This is a genomic window from Amorphus sp. MBR-141 (genome assembly GCF_053628695.1).
This window is the reverse complement of the sequence record NZ_JBRJGW010000011.1, coordinates 38432-63699: the sequence shown is the minus strand read 5'-3', so window position 1 is coordinate 63699 and position 25268 is coordinate 38432. Positions and strand designations below refer to the sequence as shown.

General features: G+C 69.8%; 22 protein-coding genes. 12 read left to right on the top strand and 10 right to left on the bottom strand.

All coding sequences use genetic code 11. The features are described 5' to 3' along the window. Positions 1–155: 155 nt before the first annotated feature. Together ACSSVZ_RS15685 and ACSSVZ_RS15680 are read right to left on the bottom strand one after the other, a co-directional pair. A complete protein-coding gene (locus ACSSVZ_RS15685; protein WP_453971515.1) occupies positions 156–1256 on the bottom strand; it encodes a diguanylate cyclase domain-containing protein in 1101 nt (366 codons plus the stop codon). A 166-nt stretch (positions 1257–1422) separates the two neighbouring features. Further along, entirely contained in the window at positions 1423–3111 is a 1689-nt protein-coding gene (locus tag ACSSVZ_RS15680; RefSeq protein ID WP_453971513.1) for a DEAD/DEAH box helicase, read from the bottom strand. Positions 3112–3324: 213 nt separating this feature from the next. On the opposite strand from ACSSVZ_RS15680, the gene ACSSVZ_RS15675 reads away from it, so the two are divergent. Continuing rightward, a complete protein-coding gene (locus ACSSVZ_RS15675) occupies positions 3325–4914 on the top strand; it encodes a gamma-glutamyltransferase family protein (RefSeq protein ID WP_453971511.1) in 1590 nt (529 codons plus the stop codon). Positions 4915–5158: 244 nt separating this feature from the next. Continuing rightward, on the top strand, positions 5159–5293 hold the full coding sequence (locus ACSSVZ_RS15670; protein ID WP_453971509.1) for a hypothetical protein: 135 nt from the start codon (positions 5159–5161) through the stop codon (positions 5291–5293). Positions 5294–5352: 59 nt separating this feature from the next. Here the strand turns inward: ACSSVZ_RS15670 and ACSSVZ_RS15665 are convergent, their stop codons facing one another. The 5 genes from ACSSVZ_RS15665 to ACSSVZ_RS15645 all read right to left on the bottom strand — a co-directional run bounded on the left by ACSSVZ_RS15665 (position 5353) and on the right by ACSSVZ_RS15645 (position 11581). Beyond that, positions 5353–6330, bottom strand: coding sequence for a LysR family transcriptional regulator (locus tag ACSSVZ_RS15665; protein WP_453971507.1), 978 nt, complete (start codon positions 6328–6330; stop codon positions 5353–5355). A gap of 115 nt (positions 6331–6445) precedes the next feature. Next, positions 6446–7054: a sarcosine oxidase subunit gamma gene (locus ACSSVZ_RS15660; RefSeq protein ID WP_453971505.1), complete on the bottom strand. Its 609-nt coding sequence runs from the start codon at positions 7052–7054 to the stop codon at positions 6446–6448. Next, positions 7047–10052: a sarcosine oxidase subunit alpha family protein gene (locus ACSSVZ_RS15655; protein ID WP_453971503.1), complete on the bottom strand. Its 3006-nt coding sequence runs from the start codon at positions 10050–10052 to the stop codon at positions 7047–7049. Before ACSSVZ_RS15655 ends, ACSSVZ_RS15660 begins: the two co-directional genes overlap by 8 nt. Continuing rightward, complete coding sequence (locus tag ACSSVZ_RS15650) at positions 10049–10315, bottom strand: sarcosine oxidase subunit delta (RefSeq protein WP_453971502.1); 267 nt, start codon at positions 10313–10315, stop codon at positions 10049–10051. The genes ACSSVZ_RS15655 and ACSSVZ_RS15650 overlap by 4 nt, the downstream gene beginning before the upstream one ends. A 9-nt stretch (positions 10316–10324) precedes the next feature. Beyond that, a complete protein-coding gene (locus ACSSVZ_RS15645) occupies positions 10325–11581 on the bottom strand; it encodes a sarcosine oxidase subunit beta family protein (protein WP_453971500.1) in 1257 nt (418 codons plus the stop codon). Positions 11582–11862: 281 nt separating this feature from the next. On the opposite strand from ACSSVZ_RS15645, the gene ACSSVZ_RS15640 reads away from it, so the two are divergent. Further along, positions 11863–12549 carry a GGDEF domain-containing protein gene (locus ACSSVZ_RS15640; RefSeq protein ID WP_453971498.1) on the top strand — a complete coding sequence of 229 codons (687 nt, stop codon included), beginning with the start codon at positions 11863–11865 and terminating at the stop codon, positions 12547–12549. Between the two features lie 175 nt (positions 12550–12724). Here the strand turns inward: ACSSVZ_RS15640 and pcaQ are convergent, their stop codons facing one another. Beyond that, positions 12725–13639, bottom strand: coding sequence for a pca operon transcription factor PcaQ (gene pcaQ, locus ACSSVZ_RS15635; RefSeq protein WP_453971497.1), 915 nt, complete (start codon positions 13637–13639; stop codon positions 12725–12727). Between the two features lie 193 nt (positions 13640–13832). On the opposite strand from pcaQ, the gene pcaC reads away from it, so the two are divergent. The 8 genes from pcaC (at position 13833) to ACSSVZ_RS15595 (ending at position 21756) form a co-directional block, all read left to right on the top strand. Next, the gene (gene pcaC / locus ACSSVZ_RS15630) at positions 13833–14234 is read left to right on the top strand and encodes a 4-carboxymuconolactone decarboxylase (protein WP_453971677.1); all 402 of its coding nucleotides are present in this window, start codon (positions 13833–13835) and stop codon (positions 14232–14234) included. Beyond that, positions 14231–15016: a protocatechuate 3,4-dioxygenase subunit beta gene (gene pcaH, locus ACSSVZ_RS15625; protein WP_453971495.1), complete on the top strand. Its 786-nt coding sequence runs from the start codon at positions 14231–14233 to the stop codon at positions 15014–15016. The genes pcaC and pcaH overlap by 4 nt, the downstream gene beginning before the upstream one ends. Position 15017: 1 nt before the next feature. Further along, complete coding sequence (pcaG, locus tag ACSSVZ_RS15620) at positions 15018–15632, top strand: protocatechuate 3,4-dioxygenase subunit alpha (protein WP_453971493.1); 615 nt, start codon at positions 15018–15020, stop codon at positions 15630–15632. A 222-nt stretch (positions 15633–15854) separates the two neighbouring features. After that, positions 15855–17027: a 4-hydroxybenzoate 3-monooxygenase gene (gene pobA, locus ACSSVZ_RS15615; protein WP_453971491.1), complete on the top strand. Its 1173-nt coding sequence runs from the start codon at positions 15855–15857 to the stop codon at positions 17025–17027. Between the two features lie 184 nt (positions 17028–17211). Next, positions 17212–18042: an alpha/beta fold hydrolase gene (locus tag ACSSVZ_RS15610; protein WP_453971489.1), complete on the top strand. Its 831-nt coding sequence runs from the start codon at positions 17212–17214 to the stop codon at positions 18040–18042. Between the two features lie 16 nt (positions 18043–18058). Next, positions 18059–19336, top strand: a complete 1278-nt coding sequence (locus ACSSVZ_RS15605) for an acyl-CoA dehydrogenase family protein (protein WP_453971488.1) — start codon at positions 18059–18061, stop codon at positions 19334–19336. 80 nt (positions 19337–19416) lie between these two features. Next, positions 19417–20973: a class I adenylate-forming enzyme family protein gene (locus tag ACSSVZ_RS15600; RefSeq protein ID WP_453971486.1), complete on the top strand. Its 1557-nt coding sequence runs from the start codon at positions 19417–19419 to the stop codon at positions 20971–20973. Positions 20974–21156: 183 nt separating this feature from the next. Continuing rightward, on the top strand, positions 21157–21756 hold the full coding sequence (locus tag ACSSVZ_RS15595) for a carbonic anhydrase (protein ID WP_453971484.1): 600 nt from the start codon (positions 21157–21159) through the stop codon (positions 21754–21756). 53 nt (positions 21757–21809) lie between these two features. Here ACSSVZ_RS15595 and ACSSVZ_RS15590 read toward each other — a convergent pair whose 3' ends face one another. Further along, positions 21810–22817 (bottom strand): NAD(P)-dependent oxidoreductase, encoded by a 1008-nt coding sequence (locus tag ACSSVZ_RS15590; RefSeq protein ID WP_453971482.1) that lies wholly within the window; start codon positions 22815–22817, stop codon positions 21810–21812. Positions 22818–22915: 98 nt separating this feature from the next. Here ACSSVZ_RS15590 and ACSSVZ_RS15585 point away from each other — a divergent pair, with 98 nt between their 5' ends. Next, the gene (locus tag ACSSVZ_RS15585) at positions 22916–23521 is read left to right on the top strand and encodes a TetR/AcrR family transcriptional regulator (RefSeq protein WP_453971480.1); all 606 of its coding nucleotides are present in this window, start codon (positions 22916–22918) and stop codon (positions 23519–23521) included. Between the two features lie 22 nt (positions 23522–23543). Here the strand turns inward: ACSSVZ_RS15585 and ACSSVZ_RS15580 are convergent, their stop codons facing one another. Next, positions 23544–25142: a class I adenylate-forming enzyme family protein gene (locus ACSSVZ_RS15580; protein WP_453971478.1), complete on the bottom strand. Its 1599-nt coding sequence runs from the start codon at positions 25140–25142 to the stop codon at positions 23544–23546. Positions 25143–25268: the final 126 nt, after the last annotated feature.

The following is a 25268-nucleotide window of genomic DNA, read 5'->3' as shown; positions in this document are numbered from 1 at the left end:
CACCAAAGCAGATCCTTTGGCAACATAGTTCCACGCAAAGCAGATTATCAAGGCTTCCGGGAGATCATAAGCGCGCCGGCCGGCCAATCATGACGCTTTGACCTGTCAGGCGCCGACGTTCGCCCCGCAGTATTCAGTGGTGGCGGGCTAAGACCTCAGCGCACGTTCAGAAGTGTGCGGATGCGGGCGTACTGGTCCTCGATCGGCCGGTTGGCGCGGGCCGGATCGGCCGGCGGCTGCATCTCCGGGTCGGTCTCGCAGATCACCCGGCTTTCGCCGCTGCGCGCGGCGACGGTGAGGCAGCGGTCGGCGAGCGCGATGGCCTTCGCCGGGTCCTCGTCGGCCATCAGCGAAACGGCGGCGGAGGCGAAGATGACCTTCGTGTTGCCGTGCATCTCGGCGAGGTCCTTCTTGGCCTCCAGGCTGCGGCGCACGGCTTCGGCGATCGACACGGTCTGGCGCAGCGTCACGCCCGACAGGATCAGCCCGATGGTCTGGGCGTCGTAGCGGTAGACGGGGCCGAGCCTCTCGAACACCCGCGTCAGCGCCACCAGCATGACCGCCTGCATCGGCGCAATCAGCAGCTCGTTCTCCGCCTTCGCCTCGCCGGGGCGGCGGCACGACGACAGGAAGATCGTCTGCGGCCCCTTCTTGGCGTCCGGGTGCAGCCAGCGGCGGCGCACGTCCTTGGAGAAGGCGTGGCGATTCGGAAGCTCCGAGAGCTTGTCGAACGGCGTGGCGCGGACGAACGACGAGTCGGACCTGCCCTCGACGGGCCGCGGGCGCGGCGGGGCGGGGCGGGCCTCGGCCTGCAGCTGCGGCGCTGCCGGGCGCGACAGGCGGATCGGCGGATGATCTCGGGTCGGAACGTCGGATTGGCGGTGGCGCGGCTCGACCGTGCGGTCAGGCGCCCGGGACAGGCCGTGGAACGCCTCCGACACGGCGGTCCGGGTGGCGGCCGCAAGCGCTGGTGCGGCGGCGCGCACCGGTTCCACGGCCGGCTCGGCGGCCATGCCGGCGGCTGCCGGCGGCTCGCTCGGCAGCAGCATCAGGAGCCGGTCGATGTCGTCGCGGGTGATGTCCTGGCCGCGCCCGTCCATCCGGTCGATGTAGCCGGTGACGATGGGGTCTTCCTGGGTGACGTAGGCGAACCAGACGCGGAAGGTGTCGGCGTCGACCGAGAAGCCGCGCCGCTGCGCTTCCTGGATGGCCATCCGGGCGAGCGAGATCGACGTATCGGTGGCGGCGTTGGTCAACTCGAGTTCCCCATCACGCGGTCGAACGGCACGAGGCCGTACGACGGTCCTGGGGAACTCTCCTAAATCTCGGTTAACCGCGGGTTAACCGGCGGGCATGTCCGCGCGAAAAGGCGAGGCGGCAGCCGCAGGCGGACGGAACGGGAGGCGAGGGCCGGTGCGGCCCTCAGTCCACCAGCGTGTCCGAGCTGGTGTCTTCCTCGCCGCCGTCCTCGTCGTCGGTGGAGGGCTGCGGTGCCGGGCTCGGGCGCACGGGCCGGAGCAGGAAGGCCGGCACGAACTCGCTCTCGCCGAACACCGGCTCGGCCTCCTGGCGCGACCGGCGTCCGCCGCCGCGCTGGGAAGAGGAGCGATCTCGCGCGCCGGTGTCCCGCGAGCCCGTATCCCGGGCTGCAGGTGCGGTCCGGGCGGCGGGCGCAGGGGCCGGAGCAGAGGGCGCCGGCGGCGTCGGAGCGGCGGCTGCCGGCTCCTTCGGCGGGGCGGCCTCGGCCGGCTTGCTGCGCGATCCCCTGCGGGACCGCGGTGCCGGCTTCGTCTCGGCCTTGGTTTCGGCGGCCGGCTCGGCGTGGGTCTCGACGGGCTTCGTCTCGGCGGTGTCCGCGGCATCGACCGTCTCGGCCGGTGCCGGCTTCGCCTCGGTGTCCCGGCCGCGTCGGCTGGACGTGCCGCTGCGGCGTCGGCCGGAGCTGCGCGCCGCAGGAGCGGCGTCGTCGTCGGCCGCCGGAGCGGCCGGCGCGTTGCCTTCCCAGGGAATCTTCTTGCCGATCAGCTTCTCGATGTTGTCGACGGCGCGCTTGTCGCCAGGCGTCACGATCATCTGGGTCGTGCCGGCGCGGCCGGCGCGGCCCGTCCGGCCAATGCGGTGGACGTAGTCCTCCGGGCTGTGCGGCACGTCGTAGTTGAAGACGTGGCTCACCGCCGGAATGTCGAGGCCACGGGCCGCCACGTCGCTGGCCACCAGATAGGTCAGCGTGTTCTTGCGGAAGCCGTCGAGCATGTTGGTGCGCGAGCGCTGGTCCATGTCGCCGTGCAGCGCGCCGGCGTTGAGGCCGTGTCGCTCCAGCGACCGGGCGACGACGCCCACGTCGCGCTTGCGGTTGCAGAAGATGATCGCGTTGGTGAGATCCTTGGCGTCCTCGATCAGACGGCGCAGCGCGGCGCGCTTGTCCTTCGGATCGTCGCGGGAGGCGACCAGGGTCTGCGCAACGTTCTCGGCGGTCGACGACGGCGCCGACACCTCGACGCGGGCCGGGTTCGTCAGGAACTTGTCGACGAGATGCTGGATCTCCTTCGGCATGGTCGCCGAGAAGAACAGCGTCTGGCGCGTCGCCGGCAGCAGCTTGCAGATCCGCTCGATGTCCGGGATGAACCCCATGTCGAGCATCCGGTCGGCCTCGTCGATGACGAGGATCTCGATGCCCTGCATCAGCAGCTTGCCGCGCTCGGAGTGGTCGAGCAGCCGGCCGGGCGTGGCGATCAGCACGTCGACGCCGCGCGCCAGCTTGCGGTTCTGTTCCTCGAACGAAACACCGCCGATCAGCAGGGCGATGTTGATCTTGTGGTTCACGCCGTAGCGCGAAAAGTTCTCTTCGACCTGGGCCGCCAGCTCGCGCGTCGGCTCCAGGATCAGGGTGCGGGGCATGCGTGCCCGGGCGCGTCCCTTTTCAAGGAGCGTCAGCATGGGCAGCACGAAGGACGCGGTCTTGCCGGTGCCTGTCTGCGCCAGTCCGAGAACGTCGCGCCGTTCCAGCACGTGCGGAATCGCGCCGGCCTGGATGGGCGTCGGCTCGGTGTAGCCGGCCGCGAGAACGGCGCTCAGCACTTTTTCGCTCAGTCCGAGCGTTTCAAAACTCATGTGGGTGGGTAATGCCACTTTCTGCCGCTTGGTCAAAGATAACGTCGTGATAAGTGACCCGCGGCTGCTTGGTCACATGCTTACCTAAGCATCTGGCAGGTGTTGTCAACGTGATCCGCACGAATTTCGGCCGGAAACGGGCAGATCAAAGAAGGGTGGCGCAGCCGCGCATCACATATCAAAGTGCGCCGGCCGAATGGAGGAGAATGTTCGATGCGCTTTGATCCGACCGCCCGCTACCCCTCGCGGAGGTCTCCGGTGTTCGCCGGAAACGTCGTCGCCACGTCGCAGCCGCTGGCCGCACAGGCCGGCCTGTCGATGCTCGCGAAGGGCGGAAACGCTGTCGATGCGGCGCTTGCAGCCGCCATCACCCTGACCGTCGTCGAGCCGACCGGCAACGGTCTGGGCAGCGATGCGTTCGCGATTCTGTGGGACGGATCGGAGCTGCACGGGCTGAATGCGTCGGGTCCGGCGCCGGCCGGATGGACGCCGGAGCGATTCGCCGGCCGCACCGCCATGCATTTTCGCGGCTGGGAGGCGGTCACCGTTCCGGGCGCCGTGTCGGCCTGGGCCGCTTTGTCGCAGAAGTTCGGGCGGCTGGATTTCGCCGATCTGTTCGAGCCGGCCATCCACTACGCGCGCGATGGCTTCGTGGTCACCCCGATCATCGGCAAGCTGTGGGAACTCGGCGCGCGCGAACTCGCGAGCCAGCCGGGCTTCGCCGAGATGTTCATGCCGGGCGGGCGGGCGCCTGCGGCGGGCGAACGCTTCCAGGCGCCTGATCTCGCCCGCTCGCTGGAACTGATCGCCGGCAGCAGCGGCGAAGCCTTCTACCGCGGCGAACTGGCGAGCAGGATCGCCGCCCATTCCGCCAGCTGCGGCGGCGCCATGACCGAGGCCGACCTCGCCGGCTACAACGCCGAATGGGTGGGCACCATCGGCATGGACGCCTTCGGCGTGTCGCTGGAGGAGATCCCGCCGAACGGCCAGGGCATCGCCGCGCTGATGGCGCTCGGCATCCTCGAGACCCTCGACCTCGGTTCCGAGCCGGACAGTGCCCAGTCGCTGCATTTCCAGATCGAGGCGATGAAGCTGGCGCTTGCCGACCTCGGGGCCTACGTCGCCGATCCGGCACACATGAAGGCGGTGTCGGCCTCCGATCTTCTCGACAAGTCCTATCTGGCGAAGCGCGCGAAGCTCATCGATCCGGGCAAGGCGCAGACCTTCGATCCCGGCAAGCCCCAGGACGGCGGCACGGTCTACATCTCCGCCGCCGATTCGGACGGCATGATGGTGTCCTTCATCCAGTCCAACTACGCCGGCTTCGGCTCGGGCGTGGTGGTGCCGGGCACCGGCATCAGCCTGCAGAACCGCGGCGCCGGCTTCAGCCTGGCCGACGGCCACCCGAACCAGGTCGCGCCCGGCAAGAAGCCGTTCCACACCATCATCCCGGGCTTCATCATGAAGGACGGCGCGCCGCTCACCGCGTTCGGCGTCATGGGCGGGCCGATCCAGGCCCAGGGCCACGTCCAGATGGTGCTCCGGATGGAGAATTTCGGCCAGGACCCGCAGACGGCCATCGACGCGCCGCGCTGGCGGGTGCTGGACGCCAGGCGCGTCGCCATCGAGCCGGACATCGGCAAGGAGGCGCTCGCGGGCCTGGAGGCAATGGGCCACGAGGTCACCTTCGATGCGCCGGGCGAGGCGTTCGGCTTCGGCGGCGCCCAGGCGATCCGGCGTCTGGCGACGGGTTACGTCGCCGGCTCCGACCACCGCAAGGACGGCCAGGCCGTCGGCTTCTGACCGCCGGGCCGGCATCGTCGATCGCTGACGCGGGACCTCGCCGCGTCAGCGCCGTCTTCCGCCCCGATCATTGCGACCCGCGCTTTTGTGACGATCGTCACAGCATCGTCGCGCCGCCAGCGGCATCCTCATCCTCGATGCTTCGCCGGCCGCTCGCCAGGCGAGGCGACGGGACATCCCGCGCGGTCGCAGCCGGTCTGGCACCGGACTTGCGAGGGCGGGGGAAACATCGGCGGAGGATGTCATGGGTGCGGACTGGGACCTGAGCGAGGAAATCTCGGCGCTGCTGGAGCGCGCGCGCCGGACCGACGCCGAGGACGCGCGCCTTGCCGCCGCCCGCCGCGCCTGCAACGGCCAGGGCGGCACCGATCGTCCCTGACGCACGGGACGGCTCACCTCCGAAGCGACTGACCACCGGTCCGGCGATCGCCGCCGGCCTCACCGGCTCCCGGGCGCCCCGGCGATCGACAGCAGCGCGCCGATCGAGGGCAGCGCCGCCGCCAGCCGCGGCCGCACCGTGGCGTCGAGGATCCGCCGCAGCTCCTCCGCGATCCGGCCGGCGAGGTCGCCCGGGTCGTCGGAGCGGCCGAACAGCGCCATCGTCCGGGTGAACGTGCCCCGCGGCATCGCCGTCACCACCAGCCCGTCCAGCCGGTGCGCTTCCTGGGCGAGGCACAGCGGCGTCGTCAGCGACCAGCCCATGCCGTCGGCCACCGCCGCGATCTGGCCGGTGGCGGTGTCGAACTCCGCCCGGTTCGGCAGGTCGAGGCCCAGCCGGCTCACCTGCCGCTCGATCTGGCGGCCGATCGACGAGCGCAGCGTGTAGCGGATGAACGGCAGCCGCGCCGGGTCTGGGAAGCTGCCCTCCGGCAGCGCCGCGTCCTTCGGCGCCACCAGCACGAACGGCTCGGTGCAGATCTCGTGGCGGGTCAGTCCGTCGAGCCCGTCCAGCTCTTCGCCGGCGGAGACGACGAAGTCCACCGCGCGCGACAAGAGCGCCGCGTGGTGATCGGGCGAGATGCCCGACCAGATCCGCCAGCGCTCCGACAGCCCGGCCAGCCGGCGCACCAGCGCCGGCCCGGTGGTGCCCGCCATGCTCTCCGCCATCGCCAGCGTGATGCAGTCGCGCGGCCGCGCCTCCATGCCGCGCAGCGCCGCGAGCGCCCCACCGGCCTCGCTCACCAGCGCCCGGCTGCGCTCGAACAGCAGCGTGCCGGCCCCGGTCAGCGCGATCGGCCTGAGCGACCGGTCGAACAGCGTCGCCCCCACCGCCTGCTCCAGGCTGGCGATGGTCTGGGAGACGCCCGACTGGGTCATGCCCAGCCGCTGGGCGGCCGGCGTCATGCCGCCCGCCTCGACGACGGCGAGGAAGACGCGCAGCGCCTTCAGGTCGAAGCCGGTGGGAAAGTCGGTCACGGCATGCATCCAGGGTGAGCGGCGGGCCGGCGGGCGGCCGCGGGACCGCCATCCTGCTTCGGTTTCGAGGCCGCGATCAACCGGATTGCGCGGAGCCGTGGGCCGCGGGTCTGCCTCAGGCGTCGGCGCCCCCCCGCAGCCCCACCGGCGTCCCGGTCATCCAGCCGAACTCCCGGGCCGCGTCCGTCAGCCAGTCGGCGAACGACACGGCGAAGCTCGTCGGCACGTGGAGGTCGAATGCGTCGTCGGCGCGCCGGAGCACCAGGCAGCCCATGTGATGGATCGACGTCAGGGCGAGGCGCCCCGGCGGAAAGGCCGCCGCGGAAAAGTCGATCGCCGCCGCCTTCGCCATCAGCGCCTCGACGCTGGCGCCGGCGATGCGCACGCCCGCCCGGGCGTGCGACAGGTCGGCGACCGCGCCCACGGCGCCCGCCACCGCCGCCTGGACGTCGGCGATCGTGCCCTCCGACAGCACCAGGTAACGCCCCGGCGCGATGCGGCCGGAGAGCCGCCCGTCCCGGTCGTCGAACGTTTGCCCGTCGGGAAGGCAGATCCCGAGCGGGGCGAGCGCGGTCGTGAGCTCGCTCCGCTTGCCCGGCCAGGCCTGGATCTGCGCGGCGGCCATCCCGGCGATGGCGGCGATCCGGACCGGTGCGCCGCCCCGTCGTCCGCCGCTGCGGCCGGCGTCCAGGTGTCCGCCGAACGGGTCTCTCGGGTCAGCCATGGAGCCGGTCTCCCTCTGGATCGAAGAAATGCGGCGAGACGACCTCGACGGCGAGGGGATCGCCGCCGCGGATCGGGTCGACCACCGTAAGCCGTTCGCCGGTCCGCCCGCCGCCGGCGACCAGCGCCAGGGCGATGTGGCACCCGAGCGCCGGCGAATAGGTCGGCGAGGTGACGTGGCCGAGGCTGGTGACGCCATCCGGCATGGCGTCGGAGACGACATGCGCCCCGGTCCGCAGCGGCCGGTCGTCGAGCGCCTTCAGTCCCACCATCGTCTTGCGGTCGGCGGCCACCATCGCTGGGCGGTCCATCAGCGCCTTGCCGACGAACGCCTTCTTCGAAGACGCCATCCGGCCCAGACCGAGATCGCCGAGCGTCGTGCGCCCGTCGAGTTCCGGCCCTGAGACGTGGCCCTTCTCGATCCGCAGCGTGCCCAGCGCCTCGGTGCCGTAGGGGATCAGCCCGAACGGCTGGCCGGCGTCGTGGACCGCTTCCCACACCGTCAGCCCGTCGCGGGCGCCGCAATGCACCTCGTAGGCCAGTTCACCGGAGAAGGAGAGGCGGGCGACCAGCACCGGTGCCTCGCCGACGCGGCCCCGGCGCACGCCCATGTAGGGGGTGCCTGCGTCGGAGAGATCGACGTCGCGCACGACGCACTCCAACACCTCCCGGCTCTCCGGCCCGGCGATGGCCAGCCCCGCCCACTGGTCGGTGGCCGTGGCAACGGCGACCCGCATCTCCGGCCAGTCGATGGCGAGATGGCGCTCCAGCCTGGCCAGCACGCCGGCGGCGTTGGCCGTCGTGGTGGTCATCAGGAAGTCGTCCTCGCCGAGCCGCCAGCTGGTGCCGTCGTCGTAGACGAAGCCGTCCTCGCGCAGCATCACCCCGTAGCGGGCCTTGCCGACCTCCAGCTTGGCGAAGCCGTTGACGTAGACCCGGTTGAGGAAGTCGGCCGCGTCCGGTCCCTGCACGGTGATCTTGCCCAGCGTCGACACGTCGACGATGCCGACCGCCTCGCGCACCGTCCGCGCCTCGCGGATGTAGGCGTCGGTGACGCTCTCGCCCGGCTGCCGGTAGACGCGCGGCCGCATCCAGGCGCCGGTCGCCAGCATGTCGGCGCCGTGATCCACGTGCCAGTCGTGCATCGGGGTCCGGCGGACGGGGCGGTAGTGGGAGCCCACCTCGCGGCCCGCCAGCGCGCCCAGCGACACCGGCGTATAGGGCGCCCGGAAGCGGGTGGTGCCGACCTCGGGGATGGTCCGGCGCTCCGCGTCGGCCATCAGCGCAAGCGCGTTCATGTTCGAGGTCTTGCCCTGGTCGGTGGCCATGCCCAGCGTGGTGTAGCGCTTCAGGTGCTCCACCGAGCGGTAGCCCTCCTGGTGGGCCAGTTTCACGTCCGACGTGGTGACGTCGTTCTGGAAGTCGACGAACGCCTTGCCGCGCGCCTTGGTGCTCTTTATGGCGCGCACCGCCATCGTCGACGTCCCCGACGGCGCGTCCGGATCGTCGGCGGCCGGGTGGTCGATGGCGGCGTGGCCGAGGCCGAGCGCCGACAGCGCCGCGCCGGCCGCTTTCGCGCCGTCGGCAAGGATCTCGCCCAGCCCCGTGGTCCCGCCGACCGCGCCCGCGGCGATCCACGCCTCGCGCGGCGCACCGGGAACGAACGCGTCGATCTCCGGCCGCCAGACGGGCGGGCCGCCGGCCTGGCTCGCCAGGTGCAGCGTCGGCGTCCAGCCGCCGGAGACGGCGAGCACGTCGGCGGTGATCGCCTCGCGCCAGCCATCCTTCGGCTGCCCGGCCGCGTCGGCGCGGGCGAGATGGATCTGGCGGATCCGGGTGCCGCCGGTCACGTGGCTGACCACGGTGCCGGCGTGCAGCGCAATGCCGTCGCTGGCGATCCGGTGGGCGAACGCCTGCGGCGGCTTCGCCCGCGTGTCGACGACTGCGCGCACCTCCACGCCGGCGGCCAGCAGCATCTCGGCCGTCCGGTAGATGCCGTCGTTGGTGCCGACCACCACGGCCGTGCGGCCGGGTGCGGCGCCATAGCGGGCGAGATGGCGCTCGACGGCGGAGGCCAGCATGACGCCCGGCAGGTCGTTGCCGGCAAACACCAGCGGCCGCTCGATGGCGCCGGTGGCCAGCACGACCCGCCCCGCGTGGATCGTCCAGTGCCGGTGGCGCGGCAGGTCGGGGTCGCGCGCGGCGACATGATCCTGCACCCGTTCCACGGCGCCGAGCACGTTGCCGTCGTAGTAGCCGTAGACGGTGGTGCGGGGGAGCAGCCGCACGGTGTCCATCCGCGACAGTTCATCGATGGCGGCGCGCATCCAGGCCAGTGCCGTCTGGCCGTCGATGGTGGCGCGGCTCTCGTAGAGCGAGCCGCCGAACGCCGCGATCTCGTCGGCGAGGATCACCCTGGCTCCGGCGCGGCCGGCCGTCAGCGCGGCCGCGAGGCCTGCCGGCCCGCCACCCACGACAAGGACATCGCAGAAGGCGTTGGTCTTCTCGTAGCGGCTCAAATCGCCGTCGGTGCTGGCGGCGCCGAGACCGGCCGCACGGCGGATGAACGGCTCGTAGAAGTCCCACGCCTTGCGGCCCGGGCCCATGAATGTCTTGTAGTAGAAGCCTGCCTTAAGTCCCGGAGATAAAAGCGAAAGCGGCCCGGACATGAGGTCGAGCTTCAGCGAAGGCCAGCGGTTCTGGCTGACCGCGCCGAGCCCGTCGAAGATCTCCGCCATGGTCGCCTGGATGTTGGGCTCGCGGCTGGCGCCGCTGCCCAGCGTCATCAGCGCGTTCGGCTCCTCCGGGCCGGCGCCGAGCAGGCCGCGCGGCCGGTGATACTTGAACGATCGCCCGAACAGTCGGTGCCCGGAGGCGAGCAGCGCCGAGGCCAGCGTGTCGCCGGCGAAGCCGGTCTGGGCCCGGCCATCGAAGGTGAAGGACACCGGGCGCGAGCGATCGATCAGCGCGCCGCCGTCGGCAACCCGAAAGCCGCTCATGCGTCGTCTCCGGCCGGCGACGCGAGGCGCGCGCCGAGGATCTCGTGGGTGGTGGTGTCGCGTTCGATGCGGACGAACGCGCGGCAGCCCTGGATGTGGTGCCAGAGCTCCGCATGCGGTCCGCGCGGGTTCTCGCGTTGATAGACCGCCGCGAACCACGCGTCCGCGTCGGCCTCGAGCGGCGGGCGGACGACGGTGGCGTCGCCCTCGTAGGCGAATTCGCTCACCGAGCGGGAACCGCAGATGGGGCAGGGAAGTCGCATGGGGTCGCCTCAGTGCAAGCGCGGGGTGGCGCCGGCGCCGCGCTCGTCGAGCAGCGCGCCGGTGCGGAAACGGTCGAGGGTGAAGTCGGCGTTGAGCGCGTGCGGCGCGTCCCGGGCGATGGTGTGCGCAAAGCACCAGCCCGAGGCGGGCGTCGCCTTGAAGCCGCCGTAGCACCAGCCGGCATTCAGGTAGAGCCCCGGCTTTGGCGTCCGGTCGATGATCGGGCTGCCGTCCATCGACATGTCCATGATGCCGCCCCACGAGCGCAGCAGCCGCAGCCGGGAGAGCGAGGGGAACATGGCGACCGCGGTGGCGGCCACGTCCTCGACGATCGGCAGGTTGCCGCGCTGGGCATAGGAGTTGTAGCCGTCGATGTCGCCGCCGAAGACCAGCCCGCCCTTGTCGGACTGGGAGATGTAGAGGTGGCCGGCACCGTAGGTGATGACCGTGTCGATGAACGGCTTCAGCCCTTCCGATACGAACGCCTGCAGCACGTGGCTCTCGATGGGCAGGCGGTCGAATCCCGCCATCCGCATGACGTCGGAAGTGGAGCCTGCCACCGCCACCCCGACCTTGCCGGCGGTGATGGCGCCGCGCGTGGTTTCCACGCCGGTGATGCGGTCGCCCTCGAAGGTGAAGCCCGTCACCGCGCAGTTCTCGATGATGTCGACGCCAAGCATGTCGGCCGCCCGGGCGTAGCCCCAGGCGACGGCGTCATGGCGCACGGTGCCGCCGCGCGGCTGACAGAGGCCTCCAAGGATGGGGAAGCGGGCGCCGTCAGACAGGTCCATGCCCGGCACCCGCCGCGCCAGTTCGTCGCGGTCGAGCAGTTCGGCGTCGACGCCGGCCAGCCGCATGGCGTTGCCGCGGCGGGCATAGGCGTCCAGCTGGGAAGGTGTATGGGCGAGGTTGATGACGCCGCGCTGGGAGACCATCGCGTTGAAGTTCAGCTCCCGCGACAGCGATTCCCACAGTTTCAGCGACCACTCGTAGAAATGAGTGTTGGCCGGCAGCATGTAGTTCGAGCGGATGATCGTCGTATTTCGGCCGATGTTGCCGCTTCCCAGCCAGCCTTTTTCGAGCACGGCGACGTTCGTAATTCCGTGTTCTTTGGCGAGATAATATGCCGTGGCGAGGCCGTGGCCGCCACCGCCGACGATGACGACGTCATAAGCCGGCTTGGGAACGGCCTTGCGCCACGCGAGCGGCCACGCCCGGTTGCCGGTCAGGGCGTTGGCGAGAAGGGAAGTCAGCGAGTAGCGCATATGCGTGTCCGCTTAAATCCTGCCACGCTGGCTGGGCAGGGTGTTTGGTGTCGTATAGAAGCGCAAGGCTACTTGATTTCGGGGCACGGGCGGCAGGCCAGCTTGCCTGTATGACGAATTTTTCTCGTCGCCATTACTGCGGCTGATGGGTACGGGACGCTGGAGGGCGCTCGGCCCGTCGGCCATTCTCTTTGGCGACGTGGCCGCAGCTGATATGCCTTTTCGGCAGGTGACCGGGCAGACGGTCAGCCGATCGGTGGGCGGAGAAAGGGGTTGCGGGCGTGCATCCGCAGAAGGCCGGCATACCGGTTCAGCCGACATTGTCCGCGCGCCTCGAAGCGCTGCTCGCGTCCGACGACGCCGCGACGCTGTCCGAGCTGCGGGCGGAGCTCGATGACATTCATCGCGGCTTGGTGGCGCTGGAAACGCGCGTCGAGCACGATGCCCTGACCGGCGCCTTCAACCGCCATGGCCTCCGGCGTCTCGAGCAGGAGGTGACGGCCCGCAGCCTTCGCCTCGGCACGCCCGTATCGGCGCTGTTCATCGACATCGACCGCCTGAAGGATCTGAACCGCGTGCACGGCCATGTCGCAACCGACGGGCTCCTGCGCGCCGTCGCCCTGCGCCTGCACGACCTCAGCCGTCCCTACGACTATCTGGTGCGCTGGGGCGGCGACGAATTCATCCTCCTGCTGCCCGACGTCACCCGCGACAAGGCCACCCTGATCGCCGACCGCATTCGCCGCAGCATCGCGGAAACGCCCTTTGATCGGGACGGCGAGAAGGTGATGATGTCGGTGTCGATCGGCGTCGGCGATCTCGGCACCGGGGAGCCGGTGGTCGATCTCATCCGCCGGGTGTCGGAGATGATGTACGAGGCGAAGTTCGCCGGCGGCAACCGGGTCCGGGTGTTCGACGCCCCACCCGAGGCGGCACATCTCGGACCTTCGGCGACGTCGTCGTCCTGATCCGGCGCGCCGGCCGGCCGGCAAGCTGTCGGGCCGGTAACGCTTTGGTGTCGGTCCGCGTGGCAGGGTGGTCTTCACCCCGCAGTGCATGAGGAGGCATTTCACAAGTTGTATTAGATTGTTCTCGATGTAGTATATTTATCAATTATTTATGGTTAATATTTGATGTAAAGCGTCAGGTCTCGGCAAGGTTGGCGACGCGCTGGATGGCGTCGATCAGGAAGCGCGTCGAGGGCGGGACTTCCGCATCCGCCCGGGTGGTCACGCCCACCGGGCCCGAGGTGTCGGAGACGTCGAACGGCAGCACCTCCAGCGTCCGCTCGTCCACGTCGATGGCGATCACGCCGGAGGAGATGATCCACACCGCGTCCGAACGGCGGGTGTAGGCGCGGCCGAAGTCGTTGGAGACGGTCTCGATGCGGTCGGGGATGTGGCCGATGCCGTTGGCGATCAGGTAGCGCTCGACGATGCCGCGGATCGCCGCCTCCTCGTCGGGGAACAGCACCGGGTAGTCGACGATGCGGGCGAGGTCCGGCTTCGCGGCGAGCGGGTGGCCCGGCCGCACGGCGAACGTCACCGTCTCCGAATAGAGATGCTGGAAGCTCAGCCCCATCATCGTCTCCGGCGCGCCGAGGCGGCCGAGCACCAGGTCGAGGGCGCCGAGCCGCAGCTGGTCGAGCAGATGCAGGTTGGGTCCCGACACGATCTTCAGGGTGACGCCCGGCTGGGCCTGGCGGAAGCGGTCGACGGCGGCCGGCACCACCCGCCCGGCGACCGACGGAAGCACGCCCACGGTGAGCCGGGCCTCCTGCGCCATCGTCGCGCGCGACACCCCGTCGAGGCCCTGGCGCAGCGCCGCGATGCTGGCGCCCGCGTAGCGCAGGAACATCTCGCCGACCGGGGTCAGCGCGACCCCGGCGCGGCTGCGCTCCATCAGCTGCACGCCGAGGATCTCCTCCAGCTCGGCCAGCGCCTTGGAGACGGCCGGCTGGCTGACTCCCAGGCTCTGGGCGGCCCTGGCCACCCCGCCGAGGCGGGCGGTCTGGAGGAAGCACTGCAGGTGGCGGAACTTGACGCGGGCCGGAATCATATCGTTCTGATTATCTATCTCATTCAAAAAGTCATTTTACATGACCGATTGACAATACTTAGCTTTGACCAATGTCAAAGACGAACTTGGACGCCGCCGTCCACAACGGCACGGTGAGCGCACGCATGCCGCACCGGCGGCCGCACCACGCGGCCCGTTTGTCCTGGCGGCAAGGGGAAGGAACGCAATGAGCATGGACGAGCGCCACGCACGGGGCATGACGGTCCGCCGCTCGGTTCTGGGCGACGCCCACGTCGACCGCGCCGAGGCGCGGAAGACCGGCTTCGACACCGACTTCCAGCAGTTCATCACCGAGATGGCCTGGGGATCGGTGTGGGACCGGCCGGGACTGACCAAGCGCGAGCGCTCCATGGTGACGCTCACGTTGCTCGCCGCCGGCGGCCACCACGACGAGTTCGCGATGCACGTGCGGGCGATGCGCCAGACCGGCGCGACCATCGAGGATCTGCGCGAGCTTCTGCTGCACGTCTCCATCTATGCCGGTGTGCCGGCCGCCAACACCGCTTACGGTATCGCAAAACAAGTTCTCGCCGCGGGCGAGGGTCCTCAATCGAGGGAGGAACAGGACACATGAACGAGCAAGCCACGCTCAGCTGGGCGGGTCCGCTGACGGACCGGCTCAACGACCGGTCGGCGCTGCCCACCGGCTTCCAGCCGCGGGACCGCACGCTGCACCCGGCCGCCTTCTACCAGGGCTACAAATCCACCGTCGCGCGCTCGCCCCAGCAGGCGCTGCTGTCGATCCCGCAGACCATGTCGGAGCTCACCGGCCCGGTGTTCGGCCACAACGACCTGGCGCCCCACGACGACGACATGATCGTCAACGCCCAGGTCGACGGCGAGCCGATCGGCGAGCGCATCATCGTCCACGGCCGGGTGATGGACCAGAACGGCCGGGCCATCCCCAACACCATCGTCGAGGTCTGGCAGGCCAACGCCGGCGGCCGCTACCGCCACGCGCTGGAGGACTACATCGCCCCGCTCGATCCCAACTTTGGCGGCTGCGGGCGCTGCGTCACCGACGACCAGGGCTACTATCACTTCCGCACCATCCGCCCCGGCGCCTATCCGTGGCGCAACTACCGCAACAGCTGGCGCCCGGCCCACATCCACTTCTCGCTGTTCGGTCCGGCCTTCGTGACGCGGCTCGTCACCCAGATGTACTTCGAGGGCGATCCGCTGATCCCGATCTGCCCGATCGTCAACGCGGTGCCGGACAAGGCCGGCGTCGACGCGATGACGGCGCTCCTCGACATGACCGCCAACACGCCCCACGACTGCCTCGCCTACCGCTTCGACATCGTGCTCCGCGGTTCGCGGCAGAGCTTCTTCGAAAACAGGCCGGAGGGACTTTGAAATGCCGGTAACGCTGCTTCGTGAAACGCCGTCCCAGACGGCGGGCCCCTACGTCCACCTCGGCATGGTGCCGTCCGTCGCGGGCCTCCCGGTCCGCACCCAGGAGAACCTCCACGTCGTCGCCGGCCCCCAGACCGAGGGCGAGACGATCAAGCTGGAGTTCAACCTGTGGGACGGCACCGGTGCGCCGGTGATCGACGCCGTCGTCGAGCTCTGGCAGGCCGACGGCAAGGGCCGCTACCGCCATCCGCTCGACCCGCGCGTCGGCGAGATCGCCGGCGACTTCCGCGGCCTCGGCCGCGCCGCCTCCGACCTCAAGTCCGGCTACTACTTCTTCGAGACGGTGAAGCCGGGCCGGGTGAAGAACGTCGACGGAACGCTGATGGCGCCGCACGTGTCGCTGGCGCTGTTCGCCCGCGGCATCAACATCCACCTGAACACCCGGGTCTACTTCGCCGACGAGGACTGCAACGCCGAGGATCCGATCCTGAAGATGGTGCCGCCGGGGCGCCGCGGCACGCTGATGGCCGAGCGCCAGCCGGGCAGCGGCACCGCCACCTACAGGCTGGACATCCACCTGCAGGGACCGAAAGAGACCGTCTTCCTCGACGTCTGATCGCTTCCGTGTCCCGGGTCCGTCGATCCGGGACACGGGCCTTGCGTCCGCGGCCGGTGGCGTGGCAGCCGGTTTGCCTGCAAACTTTCCCGGTCCGCGCCGATCCGGACGCGGCCGGGCCACGTATCCGCATCCGGACCGGTCAGCGGCGCAAGCCCGCGGCCGTGCCGTCTGATCCGGCACCCGATCGAACCTCCGACCGACCCACCTGGGAGCAAGCGCGTGAAGACCCAAGTCGCAATCATCGGCGCCGGCCCGTCCGGCCTGCTGCTCTCCCAGCGCCTGCATCTGGCCGGCATCGAGACCGTCGTGCTGGAGCGCCAGAGCCGCGCCCACGTGCTGTCGCGCATCCGCGCCGGCGTGCTGGAGCAGGGGCTCGCCGACATGCTGCGCGATGCCGGCGTCGGCGACCGCATGGACGCGGAGGGCGAGATCCACGACGGCGTCGAGATCGCCGTCGAGGACATGCGCATCCACATCCCGTTCGGCGAGCTTACCGGCGGCAAGACGGTGATGGTCTACGGCCAGACCGAGGTCACCAAGGACCTCTACGAGGCCCGCGACGCCATGGGCGGCACCGTCATCCACAACGCCGCCGACGTGGCGCTGCACGACGTCGACGGCGACAGCCCCTACGTTACCTACGTCAAGGACGGCGAGACCCACCGCGTCGACTGCGACTTCATCGCCGGCTGCGACGGCTTCCACGGCCCCAGCCGCAAGGCGATCCCGGCCGACAAGCTGAAGGTCTACGAGAAGGTCTACCCATTCGGCTGGCTCGGCATCCTGTCGGAAACCCCGCCGGTCTCCCACGAACTGATCTACTCGGGCCATCCGCGTGGCTTCGCGCTGTGCTCGCTGCGCTCGCGGGTCCTCAGCCGCTACTACGTCCAGGTGCCGGCCGACGAGAAGGTCGAGGACTGGCCCGACGATCGCTTCTGGGAAGAGTTGAAGCGCCGGCTGCCGTCCGATGTGGCCGCCGAGCTGGTCACCGGCCCGTCCATCGAGAAGTCGGTGGCGCCGCTCCGCAGCTTCGTCGCCGAGCCGCTGTCGCATGGCCGCATGTTCCTGGTCGGCGACGCCGGCCACATCGTGCCGCCCACCGGCGCCAAGGGGCTCAACCTCGCCGCCTCCGACGTGTTCTACCTCTCCAACGCCCTCATCGATTTCTACCGCAGCGGCGACGAGGCCGGCGTCAAGGGCTACGCCGCCAAGGCGCTGCGCCGCATCTGGCTCGCCGAACGCTTCTCCTGGTGGATGACGACGCTGCTCCACAAGTTCGACGAGGAGCCGTTCGACAACCGGGTCAAGCGCGCCGAGCTCGACTTCCTGGCCCACTCCCGCGCCGCCAAGATGGTGTTCGCGGAGAACTATGTCGGGCTTCCCTACGACTGATCTGCGCCGCGTCCCGCCCGTCCCATCCGGCAATCAACTCCCAGGCCCCGCGCGCCGCTGACACGGCGGGCGGGGCCTTTTCGTGCCTCCGGGCGCCCGTCCTTCCTCTTAAAACTATTCCTTTTCATGTAATTTCTGTGTGCTATCCTCCGCCGGAGGGGCAATCTTCGGGAGACAGATCCGCATGGCCGGTGCATCCGCGATCGCGCGCAAGGCGACCTCCGACGGCCGCTTCGGCTACGTCGAGGCTGGCGATCCGTCCGCGCCCGCGCTGGTGTTCATCCACGGCATCGGCGGGGCGGGCGAGGTGTTCACGCCGCAGCTCGCCGCCTTCGCCGACCGCTACCGCGCCATCTCCTGGGACGTGCCCGGCTACGGCACTTCGGCGCCGCTGGCCGAGGCCACGCTGCCGGCGCTGGCGAAGGCGCTCGCCGACTTCCTTGCCGCCGTCGATGCAAAGGACGCGATCCTGATCGGCCAGTCGCTGGGCGGGATGATTGTGCAGGAAGCGCTCGCCGCCGGGCTCGTTTCGCCCCGCGCCATCGTGCTCACCGGCACCAGCCCCGCCTTCGGCCGGCCCGACGGAGACTTCCAGAAAGCGTTCATCAAGGGCCGCCTCGCCCCGCTGGATGCGGGCGGGAAGATGGCCGACCTCGCCGACGGCATGATGAAGGGGCTCACCGGCCCGAACCCGGACCCGGAGGGCTTCCGCCTCGGCCGCGACGCGCTCGCCGCCACCAGCGAGGACAGCTTCCGCGCCATGGTCCATGCCCTCGTCCATTTCGACCAGCGCGCCAATCTCGCCAACATCTCCGTGCCGGCCCTGCTGATCGCCGGCACCGAGGACACCAGCGCGCCGGCGCCGATGATGAAGCGCATGGCGGAGAAGATCGCCGGCGCCACCTATGTCGAGCTCGACGGAGCCGGCCATCTCGCCAATCTCGACCATCCCGATGCCTTTACCGAGGCCATGCGCGGCTTTCTCGCCGGCCTCGACGGCGCCCCCCGAGCCTGACCAGGAGGACCGACCCATGAACATGCCCGCCGTCGACGTGAGCGCTGTCGACCTCGATGCGCCGATGTTCGATCCGGTCGCCTATCGGCTGACCGACCAGCAGGCGGCCTGGTGCCGCACCGCCCGCGCGCTCGGCAAGTCGAAGTTCGCCGCCCGTGCCTTCGAGTACGACCGCGAGGCGAAGTTCCCGACCGAGAACTACAAGGACCTGCACGAGGCCGGCCTGCTGGCGCTGTGCATTCCCGAGCGCTTCGGCGGCGGCGGCGCCGATTACCAGAGCTATTCGCTGGTCGCCGCCGAGATCGGCCGCTACTGCGGCGCCACCGCGCTCACCTGGAACATGCACGTCTGCTCGACGCTGTGGTCGGGGCCGCTCGCCGACGACCTGGAGATGAGCGCGGAGGACCGCGCCGACCAGGAGCGCCGGCGCGCCATCCACTACAAGCGCATCATCGAGGACGGCGCCATCTACGCCCAGCCATTCTCCGAGGGCGGGGCAGCGGCGGCCGGCGGCGTCGCCTTCTCCACCGAGGCGGTGCCCACCGAGGGCGGCTGGATCGTGCGCGGCAAGAAGATCTTCGCCTCGCTGTCCGGCAGCGCCAACTACTACGGCGTGCTGTGCACCGAGACCGAGGCCGACGGCAAGAAGAGCCGCCGCAACACCCTCTATCTGGCCGTGCCGGCCGACGCCAAGGGCGTCACCGTGGTGGGCGACTGGGACCCGCTCGGCATGCGCGGCACCGTCTCGCGCACGCTGATCTTCGACGACGTGTTCGTGCCGGAGGACGCCGCACTGATGCCGCGTGGCCTCTACTTCCAGGCGGCCTCCAACTGGCCCCACATGTTCCTCACGCTGGCGCCGAGCTACGTCGGCCTCGCCCAGGCGGCCTACGATTTCACCGTCTCCTACCTGCGCGGCGAGGTGCCGGGCACCCCGCCGGTGAAGCGGCGCATGTATCCGACCAAGCAGATCGCGGTTGCCGAGATGCGCATCAAGCTCGATCAGCTGAAGGCCCTGTGGTTCCAGACCGTCACCGAGGCGTGCGCCAATCCCAGCAAGGATCAGGTGATGCGCGCCTACGCCACCCAGTACACGGTGATGGAGTTCGCCAACGACATCGCCCGCCTCGCCATCCGCACCTGCGGCGGCCAGTCGATGCTGAAGACGCTGCCGCTGGAGCGCATCTACCGCGACAGCCGCTGCGGGGCGCTGATGCTGCCGTGGACGGCGGAACTCTGCCTCGATCGCCTCGGCCGCGCCACGCTGTACGAGGACGGCGAAACGGACGACTGATCGTTCGAGCTTACGAACCGGCACGGCCGCTGCCGTCCGCGGCGACCGTGCTCCGACCGGCAGCTCACGGACATGTGCCCATGGATCTCTCCGACCTGATCGACCGCAACGCCGCGTTCACGCCCGACAAGCCGGCCATCCGGTTCAACGGCGAGGTCCTCACCTACGGCGCCTTCGCCGACCGCATCCACCGCACCGCCCGCCTGCTCAAGAGCCGGTTCGGGATCGGGCGCGGCGATCGGGTGGCGATCCTGTCGCTCAACCGGCCGGACTACCTGGTGCTGCTCTATGCCTGCGCCCGGCTCGGGGCGATGCTGGTGCCCGTCAACTGGCGGCTGGCGGTGCCGGAGCACCTCTACATCCTCGAGCACGCCTCGGCGAAGCTCCTGGTGGTCGAGGAGGCGTTCGCGGGCGTGCTGGACACGATGCCCGATGCCGTGCCCGACTGCCGCGTGATCGGCCTCGACTTCGCGCCCGCCGGCGGCGTCCGCCTCGACGACGCGCTTGCCGGGATCGAGGGGGATGGCCGCAACCCCCACATCGACACCACCTGTCCGCTGCTGATCGTCTACACCTCGGGCACCACGGGCCGCCCCAAGGGCGCGGTGCTGCGCCAGGACGCGCTGGTCTGGAACGCCATCCATTCCGCCCATCTGCACAACCTGACCTCCGACGACCACGTGCTGACGACGCTGCCGATGTTCCATGTCGGCGGCCTCAACATCCAGTCGACACCGGCGCTGCAGGTCGGCGCGACGCTCACCCTCCATGACCGCTTCGATGCGGCGGCGGCGGTCCGCGCCATCGCCGCCGACCGGCCGACGCTCACGGTGGTGGTGCCGGCGACCATGGCGGCCATCCTCGACGAGGCGGCGAAGACCGGCGCCGACATCTCGTCGCTGCGCGCCGTGGGCGCGGGCTCGACCATCGTGCCGCAGCCGCTCATCGAGGCGTTCCAGGCGAAGGGCATCAAGGTGCTGCAGGTCTACGGCTCCACCGAGACCGCACCGATCTGCATCTACACCCGCATCGGCGGCGTCGACGCGGTCATGCGCAAGGGCACCGTCGGCCTGCCGGGCCTCGCCTGCGAGGCGCGGGTGGTGGACGACGCCGGCCGCGAGGTGGCGCCGGGCGTTGCCGGCGAGATCATCGTGCGCGGCCCGACCGTGCTCTACGAGTACTGGGGCGACGAGGCCGCCACCTCCGACGTGCTGCGCAATGGCTGGTTCCACACCGGCGACATCGGCACCCGCGACGCGGACGGCTATTTCTACGTCCACGACCGCAAGAAGAACATGATCATCTCCGGTGGCGAGAACGTCTATCCGGCCGAGATCGAGCGCGTGCTGCACGAGCATCCGGACGTGGCCGAGGCCGCGGTCATCGGCCGGCCGGACCCCCAGTGGCAGGAGGTGCCGGTGGCCTTCATCGTCGCCCGTCCCGGTGCCGAGATCGGCGGCGAGGCGCTCATTGCCCACCTGCGCGCCCATCTCGCCCGCTTCAAGGTGCCCCGCGAGATCCGCTTCGTCGACACGCTGCCCAGGAACGCCCTCGGCAAGGTCCAGCACTTCCACCTGAAGGCGCAGCTTGCCGCGGCCGAGCCGGCCCCGGGTGCGGCCTCCGGCACCGCCGCCTGAGGACGCCGTCCCGTTTGGCCGGGCCGGATGACCCAGCGACGAGAAATCGCGCCGGTTTCGACAAGTTGAGCGTGTGAGGTGGCGATTCTGCCGGCTTGGGGCCGTTCGGCACTGGATTTCTGTGTCCCGTCTCATCAAATTGCGCCCGGTCATGTCGGCCGGCGTGGAACAGGGAGAGACGGCGTGCTCGAGCACCTACTGAAGCAGAACAAGGACTGGGCGCGGAAGCAGATCGAGCGCGACGCGGGCTATTTCGACCGCCTCGTCCACCAGCAGGCGCCCGAGTATCTGTGGATCGGCTGCGCCGACAGCCGCGTTCCGGCCAACGTCATCACCGACCTGCCACCCGGCGAGGTCTTCGTACACCGCAACATCGCCAACCTGGTGCACCACGCCGATCTCAACTGCCAGTCGGTGCTGCAGTTCGCCATCGATGTCCTGAAGGTCCAGCACATCATCGTCTGCGGCCACTACGGCTGCGGCGGCATCCGGGCTGCCATGGAACGCTCGCCGAGCGGCATGGTCGACCACTGGCTGCAGCCGATCCGCGACATCGCCCGCCTCAACCGGGACGAGCTGGAGGCGATCACCGACGAGGAGAAGCGCTTCGACCGGCTGTGCGAGCTTTCCGTCGAAGGCCAGTGCGACCGCGTCCTGCAAAGCCCGATCGTCCGCGACGCGCTCGACCGGGGGCAGGATCTCCACGTCCACGGCTGGGCCTACCGTCTCACCGACGGCCAGATCCGCTGCATCGCCGACGACAAGAAGCGCGCCGAGGGGTAGGGGGAGCGGGGCGGCCGCGCCGAGCGGCGAACCCGGCCCGCCCATCGCTTTCGTCACAGCACGGCCAATTCCATGATGTCACCGCCGATTGCTTCGAACCGCGCGACGTAGGTCGCGGGATCGAGAAGCTGATAGGGGAAATAGAGGCCGGGCTTCACCGCCGGCTTGCCGTCGAGGCCGACAAGCCGCTCGAGGACCATGGCGACACCCAGCCCCGTCACGGGGAACTGGCCATCGGGATGGATCACCGCGTGACGCGTGCGAAGCGCTTTTCCGTCGTGATCCGTTCCGCTCAGCTCGATGATGATTTCGGTCGACATGGCTTCTCCTCGGCGGCGGCTTGAGGAGACGCCGAGGGCAAGATTGAATTCGACATTCTGCGCTTCCGTCGCCGCCGACAGCGCGACGACATCGTTGATCGACAGCCCGAAGGCTTCCATCGGCGTTCCGTCGGCGGCGTGCACCGTGGCGCCGATATCCGCGCCATGGCGCCAGAAATAAGCGCCGTCGCGACGGGTCAGCGCGGAGGCCCTCTCGTCTGTGAGACCTTTCAGGTCGGCAAGGTGCGCCGCGCCACCAAGGTCTTCCTCGTCAAAGACCGCCCCAATTCGTATGTCATGGAGCCGGCTGAACCTGCGAGCGGCATTGAGCGTGGGAATCATCGTGGCGCCGACGAGCCATTCGGTGCCAAGGACGACCGCCGCGCTTTGTGGATTGTGCATATAGGTCGCGACGTCGGGACCGATCTGCTCGACGCCGGATGCGATGCTGATGTGCGGGACGCGTCGCGTATCGGCAAACCTCAATCCAGCCCGCGTCTCGTCCGGCAGGAGAACGGCGACGGCACTTACCGCGCGCTGGCCCAGCCCGAGGTCGTCGGCAGAGAGGTCGAGTGCGACGCCTTCGGCATTGCCGACGACCTCTGCTGCGGTGTCGGCCTTGGTGCGGTCACGTCCACCGATGAGGAGCGGTACGTTCGGGTGCGCGTGACGCAGGTGCCGCGCCGTCCAGCCTCCGACGACGCCGGACCCTCCAACGAGCAGGATGGGGTCTGTTGACATGTCTGGATCTCCTTGATCACTTCGCGTTAAATTACCATTGGTAACTTAACTAGCTACGATTGGTAACTTACGCAAGGCGGGGCGATGCAGAGGTGGGCATGAGCGAGACGAAGCAGAGGAGGGGGCAGCACAGACTCCCGAAGGCGGAACGCCGGCGCCAGCTCCTCGATACGGCGCTCTCGATCGTGCGGGATGAAGGGGCAGACCGCCTGACCCTGGGCCATCTCGCGACCCTCGCCGGTGTCTCGAAGCCGATCGCCTACGACCATTTCGGCACCCGTTCGGGACTTCTGATTGCGCTCTACAAGGCGCTGGATCTGGAGCAGTCCCGGGCGGTTCACGCCGCGCTGGCCACGGGGGAACGCAGCTTCGAGGAGATCGTCGGCGTGCTCGCTGCGGCGTATATCCGCTGCTCGGTCGATACGGGCGGAGAGTTTCACGCCGTCCGGGCCGCGCTCGCCGGAGACGACGAAATGGACGCCGTCCACCAGGAGCTACTCGCTGAGCAGGTCCGGTTTTTCGCGTCGACCTTCAGGCCGCACACCCCGTTGGCGCCTGCCGAGCTGGAGCGGCGATGCGTCGGCTTGGTCGGTGCGGGTGAGGCGCTTTCAGCCGCCATGGTACGTGGCCAGTGCAGCGAAGCCGAAGCGTCCGAAACTTTCGCAGCGATCATGCAGGGCAGTCTGGCTCCGGCTTCGTGCTGATCGCGGTCAAGTCTGCCGGCAGTCAGCCGGGCTCCCTTTCCCGCATCAGTTTTGCCAGCTCCGCCTTCTTGACCTTGCGGGTCGGCGTCATCGGCATCTCGTCGACGAATTCCAGCCGTTCCGGCCACTTGGTCTTGGCGACGCCGGCCTCCGTCAGGAAGGCGCGCAGGTGGTCCAGCGTCGGCGGCTCGGCGCCGGGCCGCAGGATCGCCACCAGGCAGGCGCGCTCGCCGAGCGTGGCGTCGGGGACCGGCACGATGGCGCACTGGGCAAACGCCGGATGGCCCGCCAGCAGGTCCTCCACGTCGGCCGGATTGAACTTCACCCCGCCGCGGTTGATCACGTCCTTGGAGCGCCCGGTGATGCGGATGAAGCCCGCCGCATCCATCACCGCCAGGTCGCCGGTGCGGAACCAGCCGTCCTCGGTGAACGCGTCGGCGCTGGCGGCGGCGTTGTCGAGGTAGCCGGAAAACAGCGACGGCCCCCGCACCTGCAGCTCGCCCTCGATGTCGGCCGGGCAGGGGACGCCGCCCTCCACCACCCGGAGCCCGGTGCCGGGGCTCGCCCGCCCGGCCGAGCTCGTGCGGGCCTCCAACGGGTCGTCTGGCCGGGTGAAGGCGCCGGCCTGCAGCTCGCTCATCCCCCACAGCTGGCCGACCACGCCGTGCGGCAGCCGCTCCTGGACGGTGCGGGCAAGCGCCGGCGGGCAGGCGGTGCCGGAGATCTGCAGCAGCTTCAGCGATGCCAGCAGGTCGGGCGTCAGCAGCCCGTTCGCCTCCGCCGCCGCCATGTGGGCAGGGGCGGAAAACAGATGGGTGGGCCGGTAAGTCGCCAGCGCCTCGGCCAGTGCCGGCGGGGTGTAGACCGGCAGCAGCGCGATGGTGGCGCCGGCGGCGAGCGCCAGGTTGATGGAGAAGATCCCGTAGAGGTGGGTGAAGGGGGCGGCCGACAGCAGGACGGAGTCGCCGTCGACGCCCAGTTCCGGGGCGCTGCGGGCGGCGTTGGGCAGGAAGTTCTCGTAGGCGACCATCACCCCCTTCGGCGCCGAGGTGGTGCCGGAGGTATAGAGCAGCACGTAGGGGTCGGAGGGGGAGGGACGGGTATCGATCTCGCCCTCGGTGGCCGCCAGGGCGTCGTAGGCGACCGCCCCATCCGGCACCGGATCGCCGACGGCGACCACCAGCTTCAGGTCCGGCAGGTGCGCGCGCGCAGCGAGCCCGTACGCGGCCGGTTCGAAGCCTTTTGCGCGCGATAGCGCAATTAGGGCCGCGCTTTGTGCGTGCGCAAGCAAGGGTGCGATCTCGGCTGCGCGATAGGGCATGTGGAGGGTCTGAAACACGCAGTTTGCGTAGCCCGAGGCCAGGTACGCCGTGACGAATTCGGGGCCGTTGGGCAGCTGTGCGCAGACGCGCGCGCCGCGCGCGATCCCTGCTGCGCGCAGTCCCGCCGCAAGCCGCTGCGCACGCGCGTGCAGCTCGGCGTAGGTGATCGTGCCCGACGGCGACTGAAGCGCCGGATGGCCAGGCTTTTCGGCTGCCCAGCGCGCCACCCAGTCCCTCAGGGTGACGCCAGCGCGCAGCGCGTCGGAGGTGTCGGGATCGTCGGACAGGGCGGCCTCCACGCGCGGGCAGGATCGGTGCGTCCGCCATCGTAGTGCGAGGTCTGCCCGCAACGGAAGAGGCTCGGCGCAAGCGGGCCGGCGAAGGTCTGTTGCTCAACCTTTGGGGGGCTTTCCGCGGATTGTCAC

Coding starts and splice junctions, on each gene's coding strand:
- ACSSVZ_RS15680 (WP_453971513.1), bottom strand. CDS start 3,111: ATGAGTTTTGAAACGCTCGGACTGAGCGAAAAAGTGCTGAGCGCCGTT.
- ACSSVZ_RS15675 (WP_453971511.1), top strand. CDS start 3,325: ATGCGCTTTGATCCGACCGCCCGCTACCCCTCGCGGAGGTCTCCGGTG.
- ACSSVZ_RS15670 (WP_453971509.1), top strand. CDS start 5,159: ATGGGTGCGGACTGGGACCTGAGCGAGGAAATCTCGGCGCTGCTGGAG.
- ACSSVZ_RS15660 (WP_453971505.1), bottom strand. CDS start 7,054: ATGGCTGACCCGAGAGACCCGTTCGGCGGACACCTGGACGCCGGCCGC.
- ACSSVZ_RS15655 (WP_453971503.1), bottom strand. CDS start 10,052: ATGAGCGGCTTTCGGGTTGCCGACGGCGGCGCGCTGATCGATCGCTCG.
- ACSSVZ_RS15650 (WP_453971502.1), bottom strand. CDS start 10,315: ATGCGACTTCCCTGCCCCATCTGCGGTTCCCGCTCGGTGAGCGAATTC.
- ACSSVZ_RS15645 (WP_453971500.1), bottom strand. CDS start 11,581: ATGCGCTACTCGCTGACTTCCCTTCTCGCCAACGCCCTGACCGGCAAC.
- pcaQ (WP_453971497.1), bottom strand. CDS start 13,639: ATGATTCCGGCCCGCGTCAAGTTCCGCCACCTGCAGTGCTTCCTCCAG.
- pcaC (WP_453971677.1), top strand. CDS start 13,833: ATGGACGAGCGCCACGCACGGGGCATGACGGTCCGCCGCTCGGTTCTG.
- pcaH (WP_453971495.1), top strand. CDS start 14,231: ATGAACGAGCAAGCCACGCTCAGCTGGGCGGGTCCGCTGACGGACCGG.
- pcaG (WP_453971493.1), top strand. CDS start 15,018: ATGCCGGTAACGCTGCTTCGTGAAACGCCGTCCCAGACGGCGGGCCCC.
- ACSSVZ_RS15610 (WP_453971489.1), top strand. CDS start 17,212: ATGGCCGGTGCATCCGCGATCGCGCGCAAGGCGACCTCCGACGGCCGC.
- ACSSVZ_RS15605 (WP_453971488.1), top strand. CDS start 18,059: ATGAACATGCCCGCCGTCGACGTGAGCGCTGTCGACCTCGATGCGCCG.
- ACSSVZ_RS15600 (WP_453971486.1), top strand. CDS start 19,417: ATGGATCTCTCCGACCTGATCGACCGCAACGCCGCGTTCACGCCCGAC.
- ACSSVZ_RS15590 (WP_453971482.1), bottom strand. CDS start 22,817: ATGTCAACAGACCCCATCCTGCTCGTTGGAGGGTCCGGCGTCGTCGGA.
- ACSSVZ_RS15585 (WP_453971480.1), top strand. CDS start 22,916: ATGAGCGAGACGAAGCAGAGGAGGGGGCAGCACAGACTCCCGAAGGCG.